General features: G+C 27.7%; 15 protein-coding genes. 5 read left to right on the forward strand and 10 right to left on the reverse strand.

Annotation, left to right across the window (positions count from 1 at the left end; all coding sequences use genetic code 11):
• Position 1: 1 nt before the first annotated feature.
• The 10 genes from malQ to Q0W06_RS06475 form a co-directional block, all read right to left on the reverse strand.
• Positions 2-1,492 (reverse strand): 4-alpha-glucanotransferase, encoded by a 1,491-nt coding sequence (malQ, locus tag Q0W06_RS06430; protein ID WP_297632985.1) that lies wholly within the window; start codon positions 1,490-1,492, stop codon positions 2-4.
• 14 nt (positions 1,493-1,506) lie between these two features.
• On the reverse strand, positions 1,507-3,618 hold the full coding sequence (locus Q0W06_RS06435; RefSeq protein WP_297632988.1) for a TIM-barrel domain-containing protein: 2,112 nt from the start codon (positions 3,616-3,618) through the stop codon (positions 1,507-1,509).
• An 18-nt stretch (positions 3,619-3,636) separates the two neighbouring features.
• Positions 3,637-4,665, reverse strand: a complete 1,029-nt coding sequence (locus tag Q0W06_RS06440) for a LacI family DNA-binding transcriptional regulator (protein ID WP_297632991.1) — start codon at positions 4,663-4,665, stop codon at positions 3,637-3,639.
• 119 nt (positions 4,666-4,784) lie between these two features.
• Positions 4,785-5,702, reverse strand: a complete 918-nt coding sequence (locus Q0W06_RS06445) for a sugar ABC transporter permease (protein ID WP_297632994.1) — start codon at positions 5,700-5,702, stop codon at positions 4,785-4,787.
• Positions 5,703-5,705: 3 nt separating this feature from the next.
• Positions 5,706-6,635: a sugar ABC transporter permease gene (locus tag Q0W06_RS06450; RefSeq protein WP_297632997.1), complete on the reverse strand. Its 930-nt coding sequence runs from the start codon at positions 6,633-6,635 to the stop codon at positions 5,706-5,708.
• A gap of 76 nt (positions 6,636-6,711) precedes the next feature.
• Complete coding sequence (locus Q0W06_RS06455) at positions 6,712-7,923, reverse strand: maltose ABC transporter substrate-binding protein (RefSeq protein ID WP_297633000.1); 1,212 nt, start codon at positions 7,921-7,923, stop codon at positions 6,712-6,714.
• A gap of 67 nt (positions 7,924-7,990) precedes the next feature.
• A complete protein-coding gene (ugpC, locus tag Q0W06_RS06460; protein WP_297633003.1) occupies positions 7,991-9,097 on the reverse strand; it encodes a sn-glycerol-3-phosphate ABC transporter ATP-binding protein UgpC in 1,107 nt (368 codons plus the stop codon).
• A gap of 326 nt (positions 9,098-9,423) precedes the next feature.
• Positions 9,424-10,956 (reverse strand): alpha-amylase family glycosyl hydrolase, encoded by a 1,533-nt coding sequence (locus Q0W06_RS06465; protein WP_297633006.1) that lies wholly within the window; start codon positions 10,954-10,956, stop codon positions 9,424-9,426.
• 269 nt (positions 10,957-11,225) lie between these two features.
• The gene (locus Q0W06_RS06470; protein WP_297633008.1) at positions 11,226-12,386 is read right to left on the reverse strand and encodes a transposase; all 1,161 of its coding nucleotides are present in this window, start codon (positions 12,384-12,386) and stop codon (positions 11,226-11,228) included.
• A gap of 595 nt (positions 12,387-12,981) precedes the next feature.
• On the reverse strand, positions 12,982-14,322 hold the full coding sequence (locus tag Q0W06_RS06475; RefSeq protein ID WP_297633010.1) for an MATE family efflux transporter: 1,341 nt from the start codon (positions 14,320-14,322) through the stop codon (positions 12,982-12,984).
• A 131-nt stretch (positions 14,323-14,453) separates the two neighbouring features.
• Between Q0W06_RS06475 and Q0W06_RS06480 the strand changes: the two genes are divergently transcribed.
• From Q0W06_RS06480 to Q0W06_RS06500, 5 genes are all read left to right on the forward strand, one after another.
• Entirely contained in the window at positions 14,454-15,125 is a 672-nt protein-coding gene (locus tag Q0W06_RS06480; RefSeq protein ID WP_297633012.1) for an AraC family transcriptional regulator, read from the forward strand.
• 127 nt (positions 15,126-15,252) lie between these two features.
• Complete coding sequence (locus tag Q0W06_RS06485) at positions 15,253-16,302, forward strand: winged helix-turn-helix domain-containing protein (RefSeq protein ID WP_297633014.1); 1,050 nt, start codon at positions 15,253-15,255, stop codon at positions 16,300-16,302.
• Positions 16,303-16,442: 140 nt separating this feature from the next.
• Positions 16,443-18,131: an ABC transporter ATP-binding protein gene (locus Q0W06_RS06490; RefSeq protein WP_297633016.1), complete on the forward strand. Its 1,689-nt coding sequence runs from the start codon at positions 16,443-16,445 to the stop codon at positions 18,129-18,131.
• A gap of 153 nt (positions 18,132-18,284) precedes the next feature.
• Positions 18,285-18,557, forward strand: a complete 273-nt coding sequence (locus tag Q0W06_RS06495; RefSeq protein WP_297633018.1) for a hypothetical protein — start codon at positions 18,285-18,287, stop codon at positions 18,555-18,557.
• A gap of 462 nt (positions 18,558-19,019) precedes the next feature.
• Positions 19,020-19,397, forward strand: a complete 378-nt coding sequence (locus Q0W06_RS06500; protein WP_297633020.1) for a hypothetical protein — start codon at positions 19,020-19,022, stop codon at positions 19,395-19,397.
• The last annotated feature ends 12 nt before the right edge of the window (positions 19,398-19,409 follow it).

Consider the following 19,409-nt stretch of genomic DNA (forward strand, 5'->3'; position numbering starts at 1 on the left):
CTTAAATTCTTCCATATAGTACTGTTAAATCTTTTAATTCCTCTGCTACTTCATCTGTAAGATATTCTTTTTTTACTCTCCATTGCCAGTTTCCACCTAACACTGACGGAGTATTCATTCTAGCTTCACTACCAAGTCCTAATAAATCTTGCATTGTTACTACTGCTAAAAAACTTACTGATTTCCAAATCTCTCTCAAGTAATCTTCACTATTTAAGTCTTTTACATTTAAATAGTCTTTTGCCTTTTCAATTTCTTTTTTAGTAGCTAAATTTTCTGTCCATCCCATAATAGTGTCATTGTCGTGAGTTCCTAAATAAGCTATTGTATTTTGCTCATAATTATGAGGTAAATCTCCACTATCTTCTCCTCCAAATCCAAATTGAAGAACTTTCATTCCTGGGAAACCTGTTTCTTTTCTAAATTCTATAACTTCATCTGTCATGAATCCTAAGTCTTCTGCTATAATATTAACTTCTCCAAGTGCCTCTTTAATTGCATTAAACAATTTGATTCCAGGCCCTTTAACCCATTCTCCATTTTCAGCTGTTGTATCACCATATGGAATTTCCCAATAAGATTCAAATCCTCTAAAGTGATCTATTCTAACCATGTCATATATTTTTAAACTTTCTTTTATTCTTGAAATCCACCAAGTATAACCTTCTTTGTCCATTTCATCCCAATCATATATTGGATTGCCCCACAGTTGACCTGTTACTGCAAATGCATCTGGTGGACATCCTGCTACTACTTTTGGCATATCATTTTCATCTATTTTAAACATTTTCTTATTACTCCACATATCTGCACTATCTGCTGCAACATATATAGGTAAATCTCCAATGATTTCTACTCCATTGTAGTTTGCATATTCTTTTAGCTCATTCCATTGCTTAAAAAATATAAATTGAATAAATTTATAATATTCCATTTCTTCTTTAAGCTCTTTTCTATATCTATCCATAGCTCTTTGCTCTCTATTTTTTATATCCTCGTCCCATTCAAGCCATGATTTTAAATTAAATTTATCCTTTATAGCCATATACTCACTATAATCTTCTAGCCAAAAACTATTTTCTTTTTTAAATTTTTTATATAGAAAATCTTCATGTCTATTTAAATTTCTTTTCTTAAAATTTAAATATGCTAAATTTAAAATTTCATTTCTTTTTTCAAAGATTAATCCATAATCAATCTTTTCTAAATCTTCTCCAAAATTTTCTTTTATATAATCATCTTCTTCAAGTAATCCTTCTGCTTTTAATATATCTAAATCAATAAAATGTGGATTTCCTGCAAATGCTGAAAAACATTGATAAGGTGAATCTCCATAGCTAGTATGTCCTAAAGGTAGTATTTGCCAATACTTTTGACCTGCCTTTACTAGAAAATCTACGAAGTCATATGCTTCTTTCCCTACGGAACCGATTCCAAACCTCCCTGGTAATGATGATATATGCATTAGTATCCCACTGCTTCTCTTTTTCATAAAATTATCTCCCTTTATAATTCATATCTTTCTATTATTTTTGAATCTTTTGTATATACTTCTACTTCTATTACTTTATTTTTTAATGTAGTTTCTATTTTTATATCAATATTCTTATCTTTATTTTTTATGACTACTTTTATTTCATCTTTTATCCCATTAATATAATCTTTTGATATTCCATCATCATTATATAATGTGTAAGAACCCTCTGTTTCTATAAATGCTTTAACTTTTATAGTCTTTTCATCTATCGCTTGAACACTCTCTGCTACTTCACCTAAAACAAGCATTTTGTCTTTTCTTATAAAGAAAATAACTTCATCTAATTCTGCTTCTATATAATGATGTCCCTTTTCCATAACTTTATATTCTAAGTTTTCCAAAGATTTTCCTTTTACTAAAAGCATTTCCTCTGGTAAATATACATATCTTCCATTTGCATTTTGTTTAACTATAGGTGTAAGCATTAATGAATCACCCATTAAAATTTGATCCTCTATTTCACGAACCATTAAATCCTTATATTCAAAACTTAAAGGTTTGAACATTGAATCATAAGAATTTGTTGCTTTCATATATTCGCTATAAATATATGGAATAAGAGCATATCTAATATCTATAATATTTTTTAATGTTTTTTCATTTTCTAAACCAAATGCAAAAGGTTCTTGCTTTCTTGTTCCCATTGCAGAATGATTTCTAAATAAAGGTGTAAATATACTAAATTGGAACCATCTTATTAATAAGTCTGCTGTACAGTTTCCACCAAATCCACCTGTGTCTGCTCCTGTATAAAGATATCCACACATATTTAAGTTTGGCATCATTTTTACATTCATTTCCAAATGTTCCCATAATGATGTATTATCACCTGTCCATATTCCTCCATATCTGTGCATTCCAATTGATGATGCTCTAGAGAATAATAAAAATCTTTTATTTTCATCTATACTATCTAAACCTTCTGCTGCTGCTCTTGTCATATTGTGACCGTATAGATTGTGTATATCATTATGTTTGATTTTTTGCCCATCTACATTATGATAAAAACTATTATAATCTTCATTACTATTACTTAAACCTAGCATTTTATCTTTTAATTCAAAAAAGCTATATATATCTAAATTTTTATTTTTACTTTCTTCTACAAACTCAAATGCCTTTTTCAATCCTTCTTCTGAGTAGAATATAGCCGGTTCATTCATATCATTCCAGAAACCTTCTATTCCTTTATCAGTTAAAAACTTATATTTTTTTCCAAACCATAATCTTGCATCTTTATTAAGGAAATCTGGGAAATGAACTTTTCCTGGCCATACTGCTGCTACAAAAGGGTTTCCTTCCTTATCTAAGCAATAATGTCCTTTTTCAATGCCTTCTTCATAGATATCGTATCCTTCTTCTATTTTACATCCTGCATCTATTATTGGAATAAGTCTTATTCCTTCATTTTTCATTTCTTCAACTAGTTCTTCAAATTTCGGAAACGTTTCATTATTAATGCTAAAATTTTTAAAATCTTTCATATAATCTATATCTAAATAAATACAATCTATTGGTATATTCTTTTCTCTAAAAGTTTTTCCAATTTCTCTTACTTCATCTGCTGTCCCATAACTCCAACGACTTTGTTGATATCCAAAGGCCCATTTAGGTGGAACATAATTCATTCCTATAAGTTTTCTAAACTCTTTCACAATATTATTTATATCATTTTCTTCAATTATATATAAATCATAATTATTTTTTTCTATTTCAATTTCTAGTACATCTTTATCTGTATATCCAATATCAAATTTTACTTTAGCTGGTGTATCAATAAATATCCCGATACTTTTATTTACTCCATATATAACTATAAAATTATGTGCCCCATAAAGTGACCTTTTATCTTGCGCATGATTTGGATCATCTGTACAATAGCTTTCAAAAATCCAACCTCTTTTGTTTATTCCTCTAACATTTTCACCTAATCCATATACTAAGTCTTTTTTGTCTAAACCATATATTAATTTATTTTCTTCTCTTTTAAAATAAGGTATTTCGCCCTTTTCCTCTGTTATATTTTTTACTACTGAGTTACAGTCTATAATTTCTCCAACTCTAAATTTTTTAATACTCACAATATCACTCTCCTCTATTTATTTATGTACTCTAAAATTTCTTACTGAACTTCTTTCTATAAGTTTAGTATCTAAAACTACATGCTTATTTTCTTTACTACCCCTTATATTATCTAAAAGAATTTCTATACTTTTTTCTGCTATTTCATCTCTAGGTTGCATTATTGTAGTTATTGCTGGATTATAAAATTCTGTTATTTCCATACCATCAAATCCAATTAAAGATATTTCTTCTCCAATTTTCTTACCTAAATCATTTATAGCTTTTGCTACTCCTACAGCCATAATATCTGATATACAAAAAATTGAATCTATCTCTTCATTGTTTAAAATAAGTTCCTTAGTTACCTTGTATGCTTCTTGCATTGTATAACCACCATATTTTATATATCCATCTTTTATTTCTATTTTATATTTTCTTAAAGCTTCTAAATAACCTTGTAACCTTTCTAATCCTAATCCAATATCTTCTTTTATTCCTAAAACAATTCCAATTTTTTTGCCTCCATTTTTTATCAAATACTCTGTTGCATTAAATGCAGATTGTACTTGTTGTATTCCTACATATGAAAAAGTTTTAAAGTTTATATCATAGGTACTATTTGTTGAAGCTAAAACTAAAGGAATTTTAATATCTTTAAATGTGTCTTCTTTCACATCTTTAATATCACATCCTAAATATATAATTCCTTGTAGTTTTACTTCATTTTGAAATTCAATTAAATTTCTAACTTCATCAATTTCTCTAGCTGAGTAATCTGTATGTCTTAAAAGCATTGTATATCCATTTTGATTAATTCTTTTTTCTATTATATCTACTATTTCAGAGAAGAATGGGTTAAATACACCTCTAGTCAGAACCCCTATAGTATTAGAATTCATCATTTTTAAATTTCTAGCACTATTGTTTGGAATGTAGTTACTTTCTTCTATTATTTTTTTTATCTTTTCTCTAGTCTCATCTTTAACATCTGGATGATTATTTATAACTCTAGAAACTGTTCCTACTCCAACTCCAGCTAATTCTGCTATATCCTTTATATTCATCTCCCATTCCCCTTATTCCATTTTTATCTTTTTATTTACAATTTTACCATTAAAACGATTACTTTTCTATTGTTATCTCTATTTTTTAGAAAGGGTATTTAATTTTTTACATATTATTCTTATTCTTTAACAGCTCCTGCAACTAATCCTTTTGATACGAATTTTTGAATTGATACAAATAATATTGCAAGTGGAATTGTAGCCATTACTGATGCTGCCGCATATGCTGTCCAGTTTGTAGATACTCCACTATCCATAAATGATTTTAATCCCATAACTAAAGTTTTAAGTGCTGGATCTTTAATTAATGCTGCTGACATTACAAATTCTCCAAACGTTCCTATAAATGAGAAGAAGAAAATTACAACAAGCATTGGTTTACATAATGGGAAAATTATTTTTCTAAATATTTGAGCATGTGTAGCTCCATCTACTAAAGCTGATTCATCAAGTTCTTTTGGAAGACCATCAATAAATCCTTTCATTAACCAAATGTTATAAGCACTTGCACCACACATAATTAAAATTAAGAATAAGTGATTATCCATTCCATTTAATTTATATGCTACTGATAAGATAGCTGGTAATGCCATTGATGCCGGAAACATTTGAAGAATTAATAAAGACATAAGTCCATATTTCTTACCGCTAAATCTTAATCTACTAAAAGTATAAGCAGCTGGTAATGTCATTAATACTTGTATTGTTGCTACAGATAAACATACCTTAAATGAGTTCCATATCCACAATAAGAAGTCTGTCTCTTGTAAAACATACAAATAATTTTTAAATGTTATTTCTGATGGAATAAGTTCTTTTTGTATAAAACTTGATCCTGTTGAAAGTGATGCTGTCACTATTGCTACTACCGGAAATAGTATTATAAGAATACTTGTCCATATAAAAATTCTACTAATCCATAATGTAACCTTTTCAGGTTTAGTCATTTTATGTTTATGTTTATATTTTTTCTTTTTTACTTTAGATTCTATATTTTTTGGTTCTATAGAATCGGTCTTTTTTATTTTTACTTCCATCTTCTATTCCCCCTTAAATTGTCCTGATGCTCTCATTTGGAAGAAGGCTATTGTTCCTACAATTAAGAATAATATAATTGAAAGAGCTGCTCCTAAATCAAATCTACCAAATTGAGTTGTCATTTTATAAGCTGCTGACCCTAATACATCTGTATATCCTGCAAAAGGTGAATCAGGTCTTACAGGCCCTCCTCCTAATAAAAGGAATGCTGCTGTAAAGCTACCAAAATTAAATGACCATGACCCTATTAATAATGGGAATGCTGTATTTGCAAGTGATGGTAATGTAATCTTAAAGAATTTTTGTAATGTTGAAGCTCCATCTATGCTTGCTGCTTCATAATATGTTTCTGGAATAGCTGATAATGCTCCTATACAAACATTCATCATATATGGGAATCCAAGCCAAATACTTATTACTAATACTGCAAATCTTGCAGGTCCTGCTTCTGTAAGCCACATTATTGGTTCAGATATTAAATTTAAGTTCATTAATATTCCATTTATTGCTCCATATTGACTATTTAATAATCCTGTAAAAGATATTGTAATTATTGCTGCTGGTAATGCCCATGGAATAACTAAAAAACCTTTATATATTGCAGATTCTTTCATATTTTTATTAGATAAAACTAAAGCATATATTAGTCCTACTGCAAAACCACCTAATGTAATAATTGTTGCTGAAACTATTGTCCAACCAAACACCGGTAAAAAAACTTCCTTTAATGGTCCAAATAAAACGTCTTTGAAATTTTTTAATCCAACAAAATTCCACCCTTTATTTAATGTTTTTATATTATAATTCGTAAATGCTATTATAATCGTATATATTATAGGAATAACTGTTAGTATTATCATACTTATTATTGCAGGTGACAAAAACTTAACAGCTCTAAAATTATCTTTTATGGTTACTTTTTTCTTACTCATAATACCCCTCTCCCATTTTGCTAAAGAATTTAATTATTATTAAAGGATAGAGAATAGTTTCTCTATCCTTTTATTATTATTGTTGTGTTTCTATACCCTTTTTAACTGCGCTAACGATGTCATCAGCTACCTTTTTAGCATCTTCACCTTTATAAACTCTTGTAATTTGTGAAGTTGCATTCCATACTGCTTGCATTTCTAAAATGTTTGGCATTGGAACTGCTACTTTAGATTGATCTACAAAACCTTGTAAATATTTGTTTTCTTTTATAGCATCACTTTCTAAAACATCATTTAATACAGGAATTCTATTTCCAACTTTAAATAACTCTTCACTTCTGTTATTTACTAAATCTGATAAGAAATCAAATGCTAAGTCTTTGTTGTTTGATTTAGCACTTACAAATGCTGTTTGAACACCTAAGAAAGACTTATATTTATTCCCACCAATTGTTGGAACTGGAGCTACACCAAAGTTTAATCCAGCTTCTTCAAATTGCTCTACATCCCATGGTCCTGAAATATAGAATGCTGATTCTCCTTCTTTAAAGTTAGTTGAAGCTATATCTCCAGTTATATCAACTGGCATTAATTTATCAGTTCTAACTAAATCTCCTAAGAATTTATATCCTTTTACTGCTCCATCATTAGCAAGTCCGATATCATCTGCTTTTAAATCTCCTTGCTCACCACCAAAGATGTATCCACCTAAAGTTTGTACGATTCCTCCTGTAATATAGAAGTTTCCTAAGTCTATTTGGAATCCTAATTTATCTTTTTTAGCCATATCAACTAATGCTTCCATAGTTTTTGGCACTTCTTTTACTTTATCTTTATTATAGAATAATGCTACAGTTTCTTGTGCCATTGGAACTGCATAGTTTTTACCTTCAAATGCTGTTGCTCCCCAAACACTATCTGTTGCATATTTAGTTTTATCAAATTTTCCTTCTGGAATTTCTTCTAATAATCCTGACTCATAAAATGATGCTAAGTTATCATGTGGCATTCCGATATACACATCTGGCCCCTTACTTGAGTTTGCTGCTTGTAAGAATTCTTGATATCCACCTTCATCATTAACAACTTTTACAGTGTTTCCTGTCTTTTCTCCCCAAGCTTTTGCTTCTTCCTCAATTGTCTTCATTTCTCCATCTTTAACTTTTGTCCAAACAGTTATTTCTTGTCCATCTTTTCCCCCAGATTTTGATGCGCCTCCACATCCTGTGAAAATCGATCCTGCTACTACTGTAGCCATAATACATGCTAATAATCTTTTCTTTATCATATAATTCCCCTCCATAAACTTTATATATTTAAATTTTTAATTTAAACTAACCCTTTTAATACCCTTTTTATATAACTGTGTTTTGAGTTTCTTCATCAAACACATGAAAATCATTTGAATTTATAATAAATGTGAATTTTTCTCCTATTTTTTTTGTAAATCCACTTTTTGTTTTTATAACTAAAGTTTTATCTCCTAGCTTTGTATGAATATAAGTTTCTGATCCTAAGTTTTCTAATAACTCTATTTCACTTTCAAATCTAATATCCCCTTTTCTTTCTTCCCCAGTTTCAAAAATTATTTTTTCTGGTCTAATTCCTAAAATAATTTCTTTATTTAAACAATTTGCATTTTCTAATTTTTCTTTTTTCTCTTCATTTAACTCAATTTTATTACCGTTAACTTCTACATAGGCTTTTTCACTTTCTGTAGTTACTTTTCCATATAAGAAGTTCATTTGTGGACTTCCTATAAATCCTGCTACAAACATATTTACTGGATTATTATATATTTCATTTGGTGTATCAACTTGTTGAACTACACCATCTTTCATTACTACAATCCTTGTTCCTAAAGTCATTGCCTCAGTTTGATCATGTGTAACATAAATAAATGTTGTATTAAGTTCTTTATATAATTTTGAAATCTCAATTCTCATTTGAACTCTTAGCTTTGCATCAAGATTTGATAGAGGCTCGTCCATCAAGAAAACTTGTGGATTTCTAACTATCGCTCTTCCCATTGCAACCCTTTGTCTTTGTCCTCCTGAAAGTGCTTTCGGCTTTCTATCTAAAAGATATTCAATATCTAGAATCTTTGCAGCATTTCTAACTTTCGTTTCTATTTCTGCTTTAGGAAGCTTTCTTAACTTAAGACCAAAAGCCATATTATCATATACAGTCATATGTGGATATAAAGCATAGTTTTGGAATACCATTGCAATATCCCTATCTTTAGGTGCTTTATCATTTACAATATTATCTCCTATATATAATTCACCTTCACTAATTTCTTCTAATCCAGCTACCATTCTAAGTGTAGTTGATTTCCCACATCCTGAAGGTCCTACAAATACTATAAACTCCCTATCCTCTATTTCTAAATTAAAGTCTTTTACAGCTTCAAACCCATTCTCATAAATTTTATAAAGATTTTTAAAAACTAATCCTGCCATCTTAATCCCCCTAATATTTTCTCATTTCTGGAACCCTTTCCAAAGAAGCTTAAATAATAAATCTCCTCCTCTTTAAAAATTCGGAAACCTTTCCAGTTTTTTCTTTAATATTCCCTTTTAATTTAAGTTTTATATTTACTTAATTTTCTATACTAAAAATTTCTTTCTTCCTCCCTCTCGAGGAAACGTTTTCTACATTTATCATTCTATCACCATTTATTTACAAAAACAATACTTTTTGTTAAAAATGTTAAAAAATTTTTAACATTTTTTTTATGTATTTCTAACGGATATCATAAACACTATATTTATGATATCCATTAGCTTTATTTTTTTAAAATTATAATTTCTCCACCCTTTAAGTTTATTTCCTCTTTCACTTTAATCTCATCTTCATCTCTCTCACTACTAAATAGTACTTTATATTTTCCTTTCTCTAACTTTACTTCTGTATCCTTGTCTTTACTATTTATAATTACATATGATGTTTCTTTTTCATATGATCTTTTCATTATCATAATTTCTGACTTTCCTGATTCTATTTTTTCTATATCCCCAAACTGAAGTGAACTATTATTATTTCTTACATTTATAATTTCTTTATAGAAATTGTATAATGAATCCTCATCTTCTTTTTGAGCATTTAAAGCAATTTTATCTAAATCATTAGTGGATTTTCTCCATTTAGTATTTTTTGATAAATCTTTATTATCCCAAATAAAAGGTTCTCTTATATCTTCATCAGGTTTTATTCCCTTCATACCAACTTCTTCTCCATAATAAATATATGGAGTTCCTGGCAATGTTAAATAAATACTTGCTGCCATTTTCATTTTTTTCTCTGAACTTCCTAAAGTATTCATTATTCTATTTTGATCATGATTACTTAAAAAAGGAGCTACTATAAACTCTGGATTTTCCTCTGTATATAATTCATAATTATATTTTATAGATTCCGGTAGTTTCTCTATATTCTCTCCTAACAACCCTTTTGTTATCTTCTCTCCTAATGAGAAATCAAAAAAACTATCCAGCGAATTTTGATATTGTGCCATAGAAAATGCACTATCCCAAACCTCTCCTACTAATTTAAAGTCTTCATTTAAACTCTTACAGTATTCTGAATATTCCTCTATAAATCTATTATTTTCTTCTGCTTCATTATGAAACCACTTTACAGCATCCATTCTAAATCCATCTACACCCATATCAATATAGAATTTTGCGATATCTTTTAATTCAGTTTTTACCTTTTCATTATCTAAATTTAAATCTGGCATTCCACTCCAAAAAATTCCATAATAAAATTCATCATCATTTTTATTTACTTTTGCCCAAGGCATAGTTCCCATTGGAGACATCATTGATGCTTCTTTCTTATCATCTGTCCATATATAATAATCTCTATATCTATTTTCTTTTCCTTCACTAGCTTCTTTGAACCACATATTTTCACTAGAAGAATGATTTATCACCATATCTATATAAATTTTTATATCCCTCTTATGTGCTTCCTCTAAAAGATTTTTAAAATCATCCATTGTTCCATATTCTTTATTTATTTCTTTATAATCAATTACATCATATCCATGATAGCTTGGTGATGAATTTATAGGCATTAACCAAATGCCTCCTATTCCTAAATCTTGTAGATAATCTAACTTTTCTGTTACACCATTAATATCACCAATTCCATCACCATTACTATCATTAAATGCTCTTACAAATATTTCATAAAATACTCTTCCATTGTAGTCTTCCTTAGAAACTTTTCCATTCTCGCTTCCACAGCCAACTATTCCAATTAACAAAATAGTTGTTAGTAATACCCCCATTAGTTTATTTAACTTTTTTCTCATACCTCTCACCCTTTTTATTTATTTTTAAAGCTTTTATGCAAATTGCACAAAAGCTTTACTTTCCGATACGAAAAATATATACATTTCTATTTAAATATAAATATTTATACTGTGATACAACTTATATCCTAAGACTTTCGTATTGTATCTTCCTTCTTCATCTATCCCATTTTGTAATGATACACCACATACTACTTTGGTTCTGTATGATAGTCCAAAGGCTTAAATTCCCCAGTATCGCTAGGTACATATTCAGAATCTATTTTAGGTTAGATGTTCTGAATTGGATAATTTGCTAAATTTATACTTGCATTTAAATCTCTATCAATTTTAAGACCGCAAGAACATTTATATATTCTATCTTTAAGTTTTAGGTCTTTCTTGATATTTCCACAACAAGAACATTTTTTTGATGAAGGATACCATTTATCAGCTTCTACAAACTCTATTCCATACTTTTTACATTTATATTTAATTTGTCTTTTAAATTCATATAAACTTTGTTCTGCAATAGCTTTTGCTAAGTGTTTATTCTTCATCATATTTTTGATATTAAGAGTCTCCATTACAATTCTGCTAGGCTTGGTTTTCACAATAGCATTTGTTGTTTGATGTAAATGGTTAGTTCTTATATCGTTAAGTTTTTTATATAAATTACGAATAATATTATTTTGTTTTTGGATGTTTTTTATATCCTTTAAAGGCTTTTTATAAATGGGCTTTCTAGTTTTAGTATAACTTGAAATATTATTTTCTATCTTTCGGCTTAACTTACGTTGTTCTCTTTTTAGCTTCTTTTTCAAGAACTTAACTCTTTTAGTTTTGTTAATGTTCTTTTTAACTTTACCCTCTGAACAAACTGCAAGTTTTTTTATTCCAACGTCAATTCCTAAACTCTTTCCTGTTAACTTAACAGGTTCGAATTTTCTATCATATCCAACTGATAGAAACCAGCTTCTACCATCAAATGATATTCTAGGATTAGAATATTTTTCACCTACTTTTAATTTTGGTAATGCTCCATAAGTTTTCACAAAACCAATCTTTTCACCTCTAAAACCGCCTTTAACTTTCTTTAAATTTTCATAATTTACATAAAAACTAATTTTATTTTTTCTTCTGCTTTTAAATTTAGGTTTATTGCCTAATCCTTTAAACCACCTATCTCTAGCTAAATTTGCATCTTTTACTCCTTGCTTCATAACATTACTACCAACTTCTTTAAGCCAAGTATGTGTTGTTTTCTTCAAAACATTATTTATATGTTTTCTAACATCACTTTCTTTAAGACTTTTCTTATTTTCATTATAGTAATTATTACTTTCTGCTAAGAAATAATTATAAGACCATCTAGCTACTCCAGCAGATTTCCAAAATAAAATTTCTTGTTCTTCTGTAGGATTTAATTTTATTTTAATTCCTGTTAACACTTATATCACCTCCTAATGATGATACAAGATTTTGCAAATTATTTTCTGTACCATCTCTTAATTATAGTATTCCTATATTAAGAGATTAAATATCCACATTTACTAGATTTATATATATTTTTCTCATTCACTATAATTCGCAACATTATAGCAGTCTTTCCATTACTGGTAGACCTCTTATGCTTTCACATAAGCGTAGACTATATCTTTATCTCTACAGAGATACGGTATTTTTCCTCCACCCTTAGCTTGTGGTTTTACTCTCCCTCAAGGAGATAGTCGTTGAAGGTTATCCATATCTTAAAAGACTTAGGACATTCCCTGCTAAACACCCATTATTAAAACCCTTAGTGCCTAACGTATTCTATGTGCCACGATTATCCATTCATAGAACCTAATTAGATTTTATTTCAACTTAGGTTATCCTTACACTTTTTTCTGCTTTCGCACCGTTACACTTGTCATTTCTAACTCTGCTTTGGTAGTAAGGCTTTAGGGATTAAAAGCAATTAACTCCGAGTCTGCACCTATCACTAGATACAGAGGGCTTTCTGTTTTTAAATCTATACTTCTATACATAGTTGTATAGTTTTATTTAAATTTGTTGTAACAGTTTAGTTACCCATTTTCTAGACTTCCATCTCTTATAAATTAAAATTCCTCTAACCCATTCATCTACTGCAAATGCAATCCATATTCCAGGTAATCCAAGTTTTAAGACTATTCCTAAAAAATAGGCTAGTCCAACTGCAAATATCCACATAGAAAATATAGCTATATATACAGGATATTTAACATCTCCAGTTGCTCTTATTCCATTTATTCCAACTAAATTCATTGCACGTCCTGGTTCTAATAAAACATCGATTACTAATATTATTACTCCTAATGTAATAATAGCTTCATTATCAGTAAAGAACCCTAATATAACTCGCCCTAAAAATACTAATACAAAACTTTCTACAACAGTAATAATCATAGATATTTTTATACTGTATCTATATAATTCATAGGCTTTATCCCCTTCACCTTCTCCTATTAACTGTCCAATTACTATACTAGCTCCTTGTCCTACTGCCGCTGAAAACATAAATGATAAAAATATTATATTATTTATATATCCTTTAGTTGCTATACTGCTTATAGCCATTGTATTAATGAAGCTAGTTATTATTAATTGAGTTATATTATAAGAAAATTGTTCTCCTACTGTTGGAATTCCAATCTTCACTATATTACTAAAATGCTCTTTAGAAAAATTCTTCACTATCTTTATAGTTAGCTTATGCAGTACTAATTTATATACTTGATAACCTAAAATTATTAATGCTACTATTCTACTAAAAGTTGTTGCTATTGCAGCTCCGCTAACTCCAAGCTCTGGAAATCCAAACTTACCAAATATAAGACAATAGTTTCCTATAATATTTATCCCATTCATTATTAAAGTTATTTTCATACAAATTTTTGTTAATCCATGAGCCCTTAAAATAGCTGTGAAAGTCATCATTATAGCTATAACAAAAGAACATCCTACAATTATTTGCATATACCCATTTCCTAGTTCTATTAATTCTAATGGTGTATTTAATAAATGAAATAATCCTTTTCCTGTTCCTACAACAAGAACACTAAGAATTATCCCCAAAATTCCATTAAGTCCAATAGATATTCCACAAATTTGAACTATATCATCCCCAGATTTTTTTGCACCTAAATATTGAGTTAATAAAACTGATGTACCTGCTGTTGTTATACAAAAAGCTAAATTAATCATCCACACCAATTGATTAATTATCCCCACAACTGCTACAGCATTATCTGAATATTTTCCAAGCATAAAAATATCCATACTTCCTAAAAGAGACATTAAAATCATTTCTACTAATATCGGCCATGTTATCTTCTTTAATTTGTTTTTCAATTCTAAATCCATTTCATCCCCCTATTATTCCCAAATATGTATTTTAAATTATATCATTTCAGCATTTTTCCCCTTTTATATTATTTGTATTTTTTGTATATTTTTTGTATAATATCTATAAATTAATTTCATGGAGGATTTTTATGATTACTGATATTTCATTAGATACATATCTACCATTTTTAGATACTGATTTTTATATGTTAGTTCAAAATAACAACTATAATTCCATTATGGAAAACATAAAAGCTAGACAAGCACTTGAAGAAAATTCCCTAATAGATATTGAAACTAAAAAGCATCATTTAATTATTTGGAATGCTTTTCTTGCTAAAGGATTACTTCAAAGTGCAGTAAATAATGATTCTATAGTTATTCTTTATCAAAATATTTATAAAAATATTTTATCTTGCAAAAGTATTAAATCTCTTCATGCCTTAGAACTTTCTATATTTGATTCATATATTCATAAATCTCTAAATGGTCAAGAAAATAAAAGTAATTTCTTGATCAACAACATGATAAAATACATACATTTACATATAGAAGACAATTTTTCTCTTAATCAAATGGCAAAAGATTTTAATAATTCTCCGTCTTATTTAAGTTCTCTTTTTAAAGATGTGATGAATATCTCTATAACTAACTATGTTCATAAGATGAAGATAGAACGTGCAAAATTATTATTAAAAACTTCTACAAAGCCTATATTAGAAATATCAAACTTGCTTTATTACTGTGATACAAGCCATTTTTCTAAAACATTTAAAAAATTTACTGGGGTATCTCCTATTCAATATAGAAACCAAATATAAGAATTTTTATAAAGGATTTTCTAAAAATAAGAAAATCCTTTTTTTATTTTCAAAAATATATTGACAATATATCCCATATACCATATATTGGTATTAGCTGATTATCTAATAAGGAGATGATATTTATATGATGACTGTAACTTTTATAAAAAAACCTGTAGTAGAGTTTGCTCGTTGGGTACTCTTTAAACCACTTAATAAAGTTTTAGAGGCTGAATCACTTTTCACTTTCTCTAAACCAACTAAACTTATTGAATACGCTGATATACTTTATTCTTCACTTACATCTTATCAAAAGCAAGAATTCACTTTTTTTGATGAAATCTATGCCTTTCACGTAATATTTTGGGGCTTTATTCATGATTATGATATATACACTATTGATGATTACTTTAAAGTATTCGATGAGTGTGATATAGAAACTCTTTTTAACTATATAGGTGGATGCTTTCTCGGTGAAAAACTAATTGATGATAATAAAGGCTGGGATGATGTTAAACATGATTTAGTTTTAATGAAAAATTATATTAGAAACCTTACAGAATTATCTGATGAGGATAAAGAAATTATATTAGATCTTTATGATTCCCCTGAAGAAACCAAAATGAGATTAAGATATATTATAAATAAACTTGCAGAAGTTTATAAACCTTTAGAACCAGAGATTCTATCTATTTTAGAAAAAGAAGAAGAAGTATATATAAATTTATATAACTCTGATAAAGAAAAGTTCTTCTGCTCTAATTTTTTAGATAGGCTAGGTTTAAAACTCGATTCTAATATGAACCTTACTGTATGTATGTCTTATTTTAGTTTGGTTGGTGTTATGATAGATGATTTATCTTCCCCTAATCCATGCGCATATGTAGGTTATAAAAATATTGAAGTATTTGAATTTACAACTATTGAAAATAATCTAGAAAGATTCTTAAAACTTCTAGGTGATAAGACACGCCAAAAAATTCTTTTCTTATTATCTGAAAGACCTTACTATACTCATGAACTAGCAAAAAAGCTTAATTTAGCTGCATCTACAATAAATCATCATTTACAAACCTTTGTTACTATTGATATAGCATACTTTAAAGAAAAAGATAATAAATGCTATTATTATTTAGACAAAAAAAATACAAAGCTTTTTCTAGATCTTCTAAATAATAAACTTCGTCTTGATTGATTTATTCAATAATTTGTAGAGCATCTATATGGTCAAGATGTTCTACTTTATTTCTAACGTATTATTTTTAATTTTATATAAAAGGAGGATGAGATATATCAGAATTTAAACTTATCTTGATATATCTTCAAAAAGAATTTATGAATAAATATATTTTCAAATTTAAGGGACTGCTTTTTACCACAGTCACTATCCGGTCAATTGGTGCTTTAATGCAAGTTTTTGTTGCCTTGCTTATAAGAAATATTGTAGATACTGCTGTTTCTGGAAATCTTTCAGCCTTCTATAAAATCTCTATCTTCTCTTTAGTTTATTTTATTTTAATGGGTGCAAATGATTACCTTACAGGAGCTAGTCAAGCCGTTTATTTAAGAAAAACTTTAAACTATTTAAGAGAAGATATTTTTAAAGGTGTCATGAATAAAAATCATAGTGATTTTACCTCTTCTGACACTGCTTCTTATATTTCTAATCTTACTAATGATATAAATTTAATTGAAAATAATTATATTATTCCCTATCTAATGATGATTGGTGACATTGTTATCTTTATTGGTACTGTTTTTGTTCTTCTATATATAAATCCATGGGTAACATTAGTTCTTTTTATAACTGGAGCTTTAATGCTTATTGTTCCTATGTTATTTAGTAAACCTTTAAGTCATAGACAAAATACCCTTTCAGAAAATCTTAATTTTTTCACTCAAAATATAAAAGATATTTTTGCTGGATATGAAGTAATTAAGTCTTATGATATTGAAAAAGAAAGCTCGTCTGAATTTAAGCAAAAAAATTTAGAGCTTTCGAAATCTAAATTTAAATCTCTCCATTTAACAGCTATTGCTAATGCTGTTTCTTTAATCCTTGCAATTGGTTGTCAAATATCTGGTACCATTGTTGGTGGGTTCTTTTTAATAAATGGAAGTATAACTGTTGGTTCATTAATAGCTATTTTAAATTTAGGAAATGGTGTTTCTGGTCCTATAATGTGGATTATTCAAAAAGCTACTATGATAAAAGGAATGTCTGAAGTGAATGAAAAACTTTTAACTATAATTAAACAAGGGGAAGTTCCAGATAATAGAGAACCTTTAAAAGTCTTTAATGATAAAATCTCTATTAATGATTTAAGCTTTTCTTATAGTGACGATAAAATTATATTAGATAATTTACACTTCAAATTTGAAAAGAATAAAAAATATGCTTTAGTTGGAGAAAGTGGCTGTGGAAAAACTACTTTAATTAAAATTTTACTTGGCTATTATCCTAACTATACTGGTAATGTGCAAATTGATAATTCTGAAATTAAAGATATAAACTCTAACAGTATAGGTAAATTTATGTCTGTAATTCATCAGAATGTCTATATGTTTAATAAAGATATACGAGAAAATATTACCCTATCTAAAGATTTTACAAACGAAGAATTAAATCATGCACTAAATGTTAGTGGTGTAAATAAATTTTTATCTAATTTAACTCAAGGTATTAATACTTCAGTTGGTGAAAATGGATCTAATCTATCTGGTGGTCAAAAACAAAGAATTGCTATTGCTAGAGCTTTAATAAGAAAAACTCCACTTTTAATTTTAGATGAAGGAACTTCTGCTCTAGACTTAAAAACTGCAAGTGATATTGAACAAACTTTACTTACTCAAGATGATCTTACAATCTTAACTATTACTCATAAATTAGATAAAGAAATGCTTAGTAAGTATGACAGTATTCTATTTATGAAAAATGGTAAGATTTCAGAAGTTGGCGATTTCAAAACTTTAAAATCCTTAAATGGTGATTTTGCCAAACTTTTAAACACGAATGTGAGCTAATAATTTTTAATTTAAATAACTTTATATATTAAAAAGCCCTTATAGCCTCCACTATAAGGGTTTTATCTAATTAAATATATATAATTTACATTATTTGTAATTTATTTTATAATAATATAATAAGTTCTAATTAAAATTTAAAGGAGATATTTTATGAGTGTTAAAGATTTTTTCAAATTTTTCACATCCTTAAATGGTGGTGATGAAATCGATTATATTGTTTCATTTAAAGTTCCTAAACCTAATATAAGTGAATATCCAAATCTTATGAAGATAGGAACATGGAGAGCATATTCCGACAATGGATATCGATTAGATTGTACGTTAAGCAAAGATGATTTTTTAGAATTAATAAGTCATGAAACTAATATTAGTAAAGAAAATATAGAAATAATTATACCTGCAGCTTTTATTTATCCAAGATAATCTCCTATCTATATACCTATATAAATAAAGAATTCAAAATATAATCTAATTACTAAAAATGATAAAACCAATGCTAAAATCAAATTTATCATTGGTTTTATTTTTAATACTGTGTATCAACCAAAATATAGTTATTTCATATACGAATGGATTTAATAATAAAATTATCACTTCCATATAATATTATTCTATTAGTTTATTAGTGTTTTTAAACAATGATTTCTATTACTCTAAATTAGTTAATTTGATATACTTAAAGCTTTTATTATACTATGATATTAAGATTAAATTTTTAATTTTAATATCAAAATACTAGGAGGAAATTCTCTAATAAGAGAATTACAAAATGCTTTTATGAAAATATCATCAACAAGATTAAAAAATATAATACTATTATTTATAATAATAATAGGTGGTCTCATATTTATATTATCACCTGGTTATTAAAAGGAAGTGATTTTTATGTTCAACAAAATTCATAAAAAACATATTTTTCAAAGAATTAATGGTTTCTATAATCGCTTAGAATATATTTATACCTGTGTTGAAACTAAATATCCAATACTAGATAATGACACCTCTGAGCAGGATTTAATATTAGAAAACTTAACTAATTTAATGAAAAAATTTGAAAAAGATATTTGTTCTTATAAAGATAATACTCTTACTTTTTCAGACTTAGAGTATGAACTTGAAAAACATATAGAAACTTTTGATCTTTTAAAATCAGATTTTCCAGTTTTAGCATGTTTTTTAGTTAATCCTCCATTTGTTACAGGTGATAGTGTTTTTCCTTTAACTGATATTTTAAACTATTCCTCTACTTTACCTAAATACTGATTTTAATATAGA

The organism is uncultured Clostridium sp. (genome assembly GCF_947072515.1).
In the GTDB taxonomy this organism is placed as follows: domain Bacteria; phylum Bacillota; class Clostridia; order Clostridiales; family Clostridiaceae; genus Clostridium.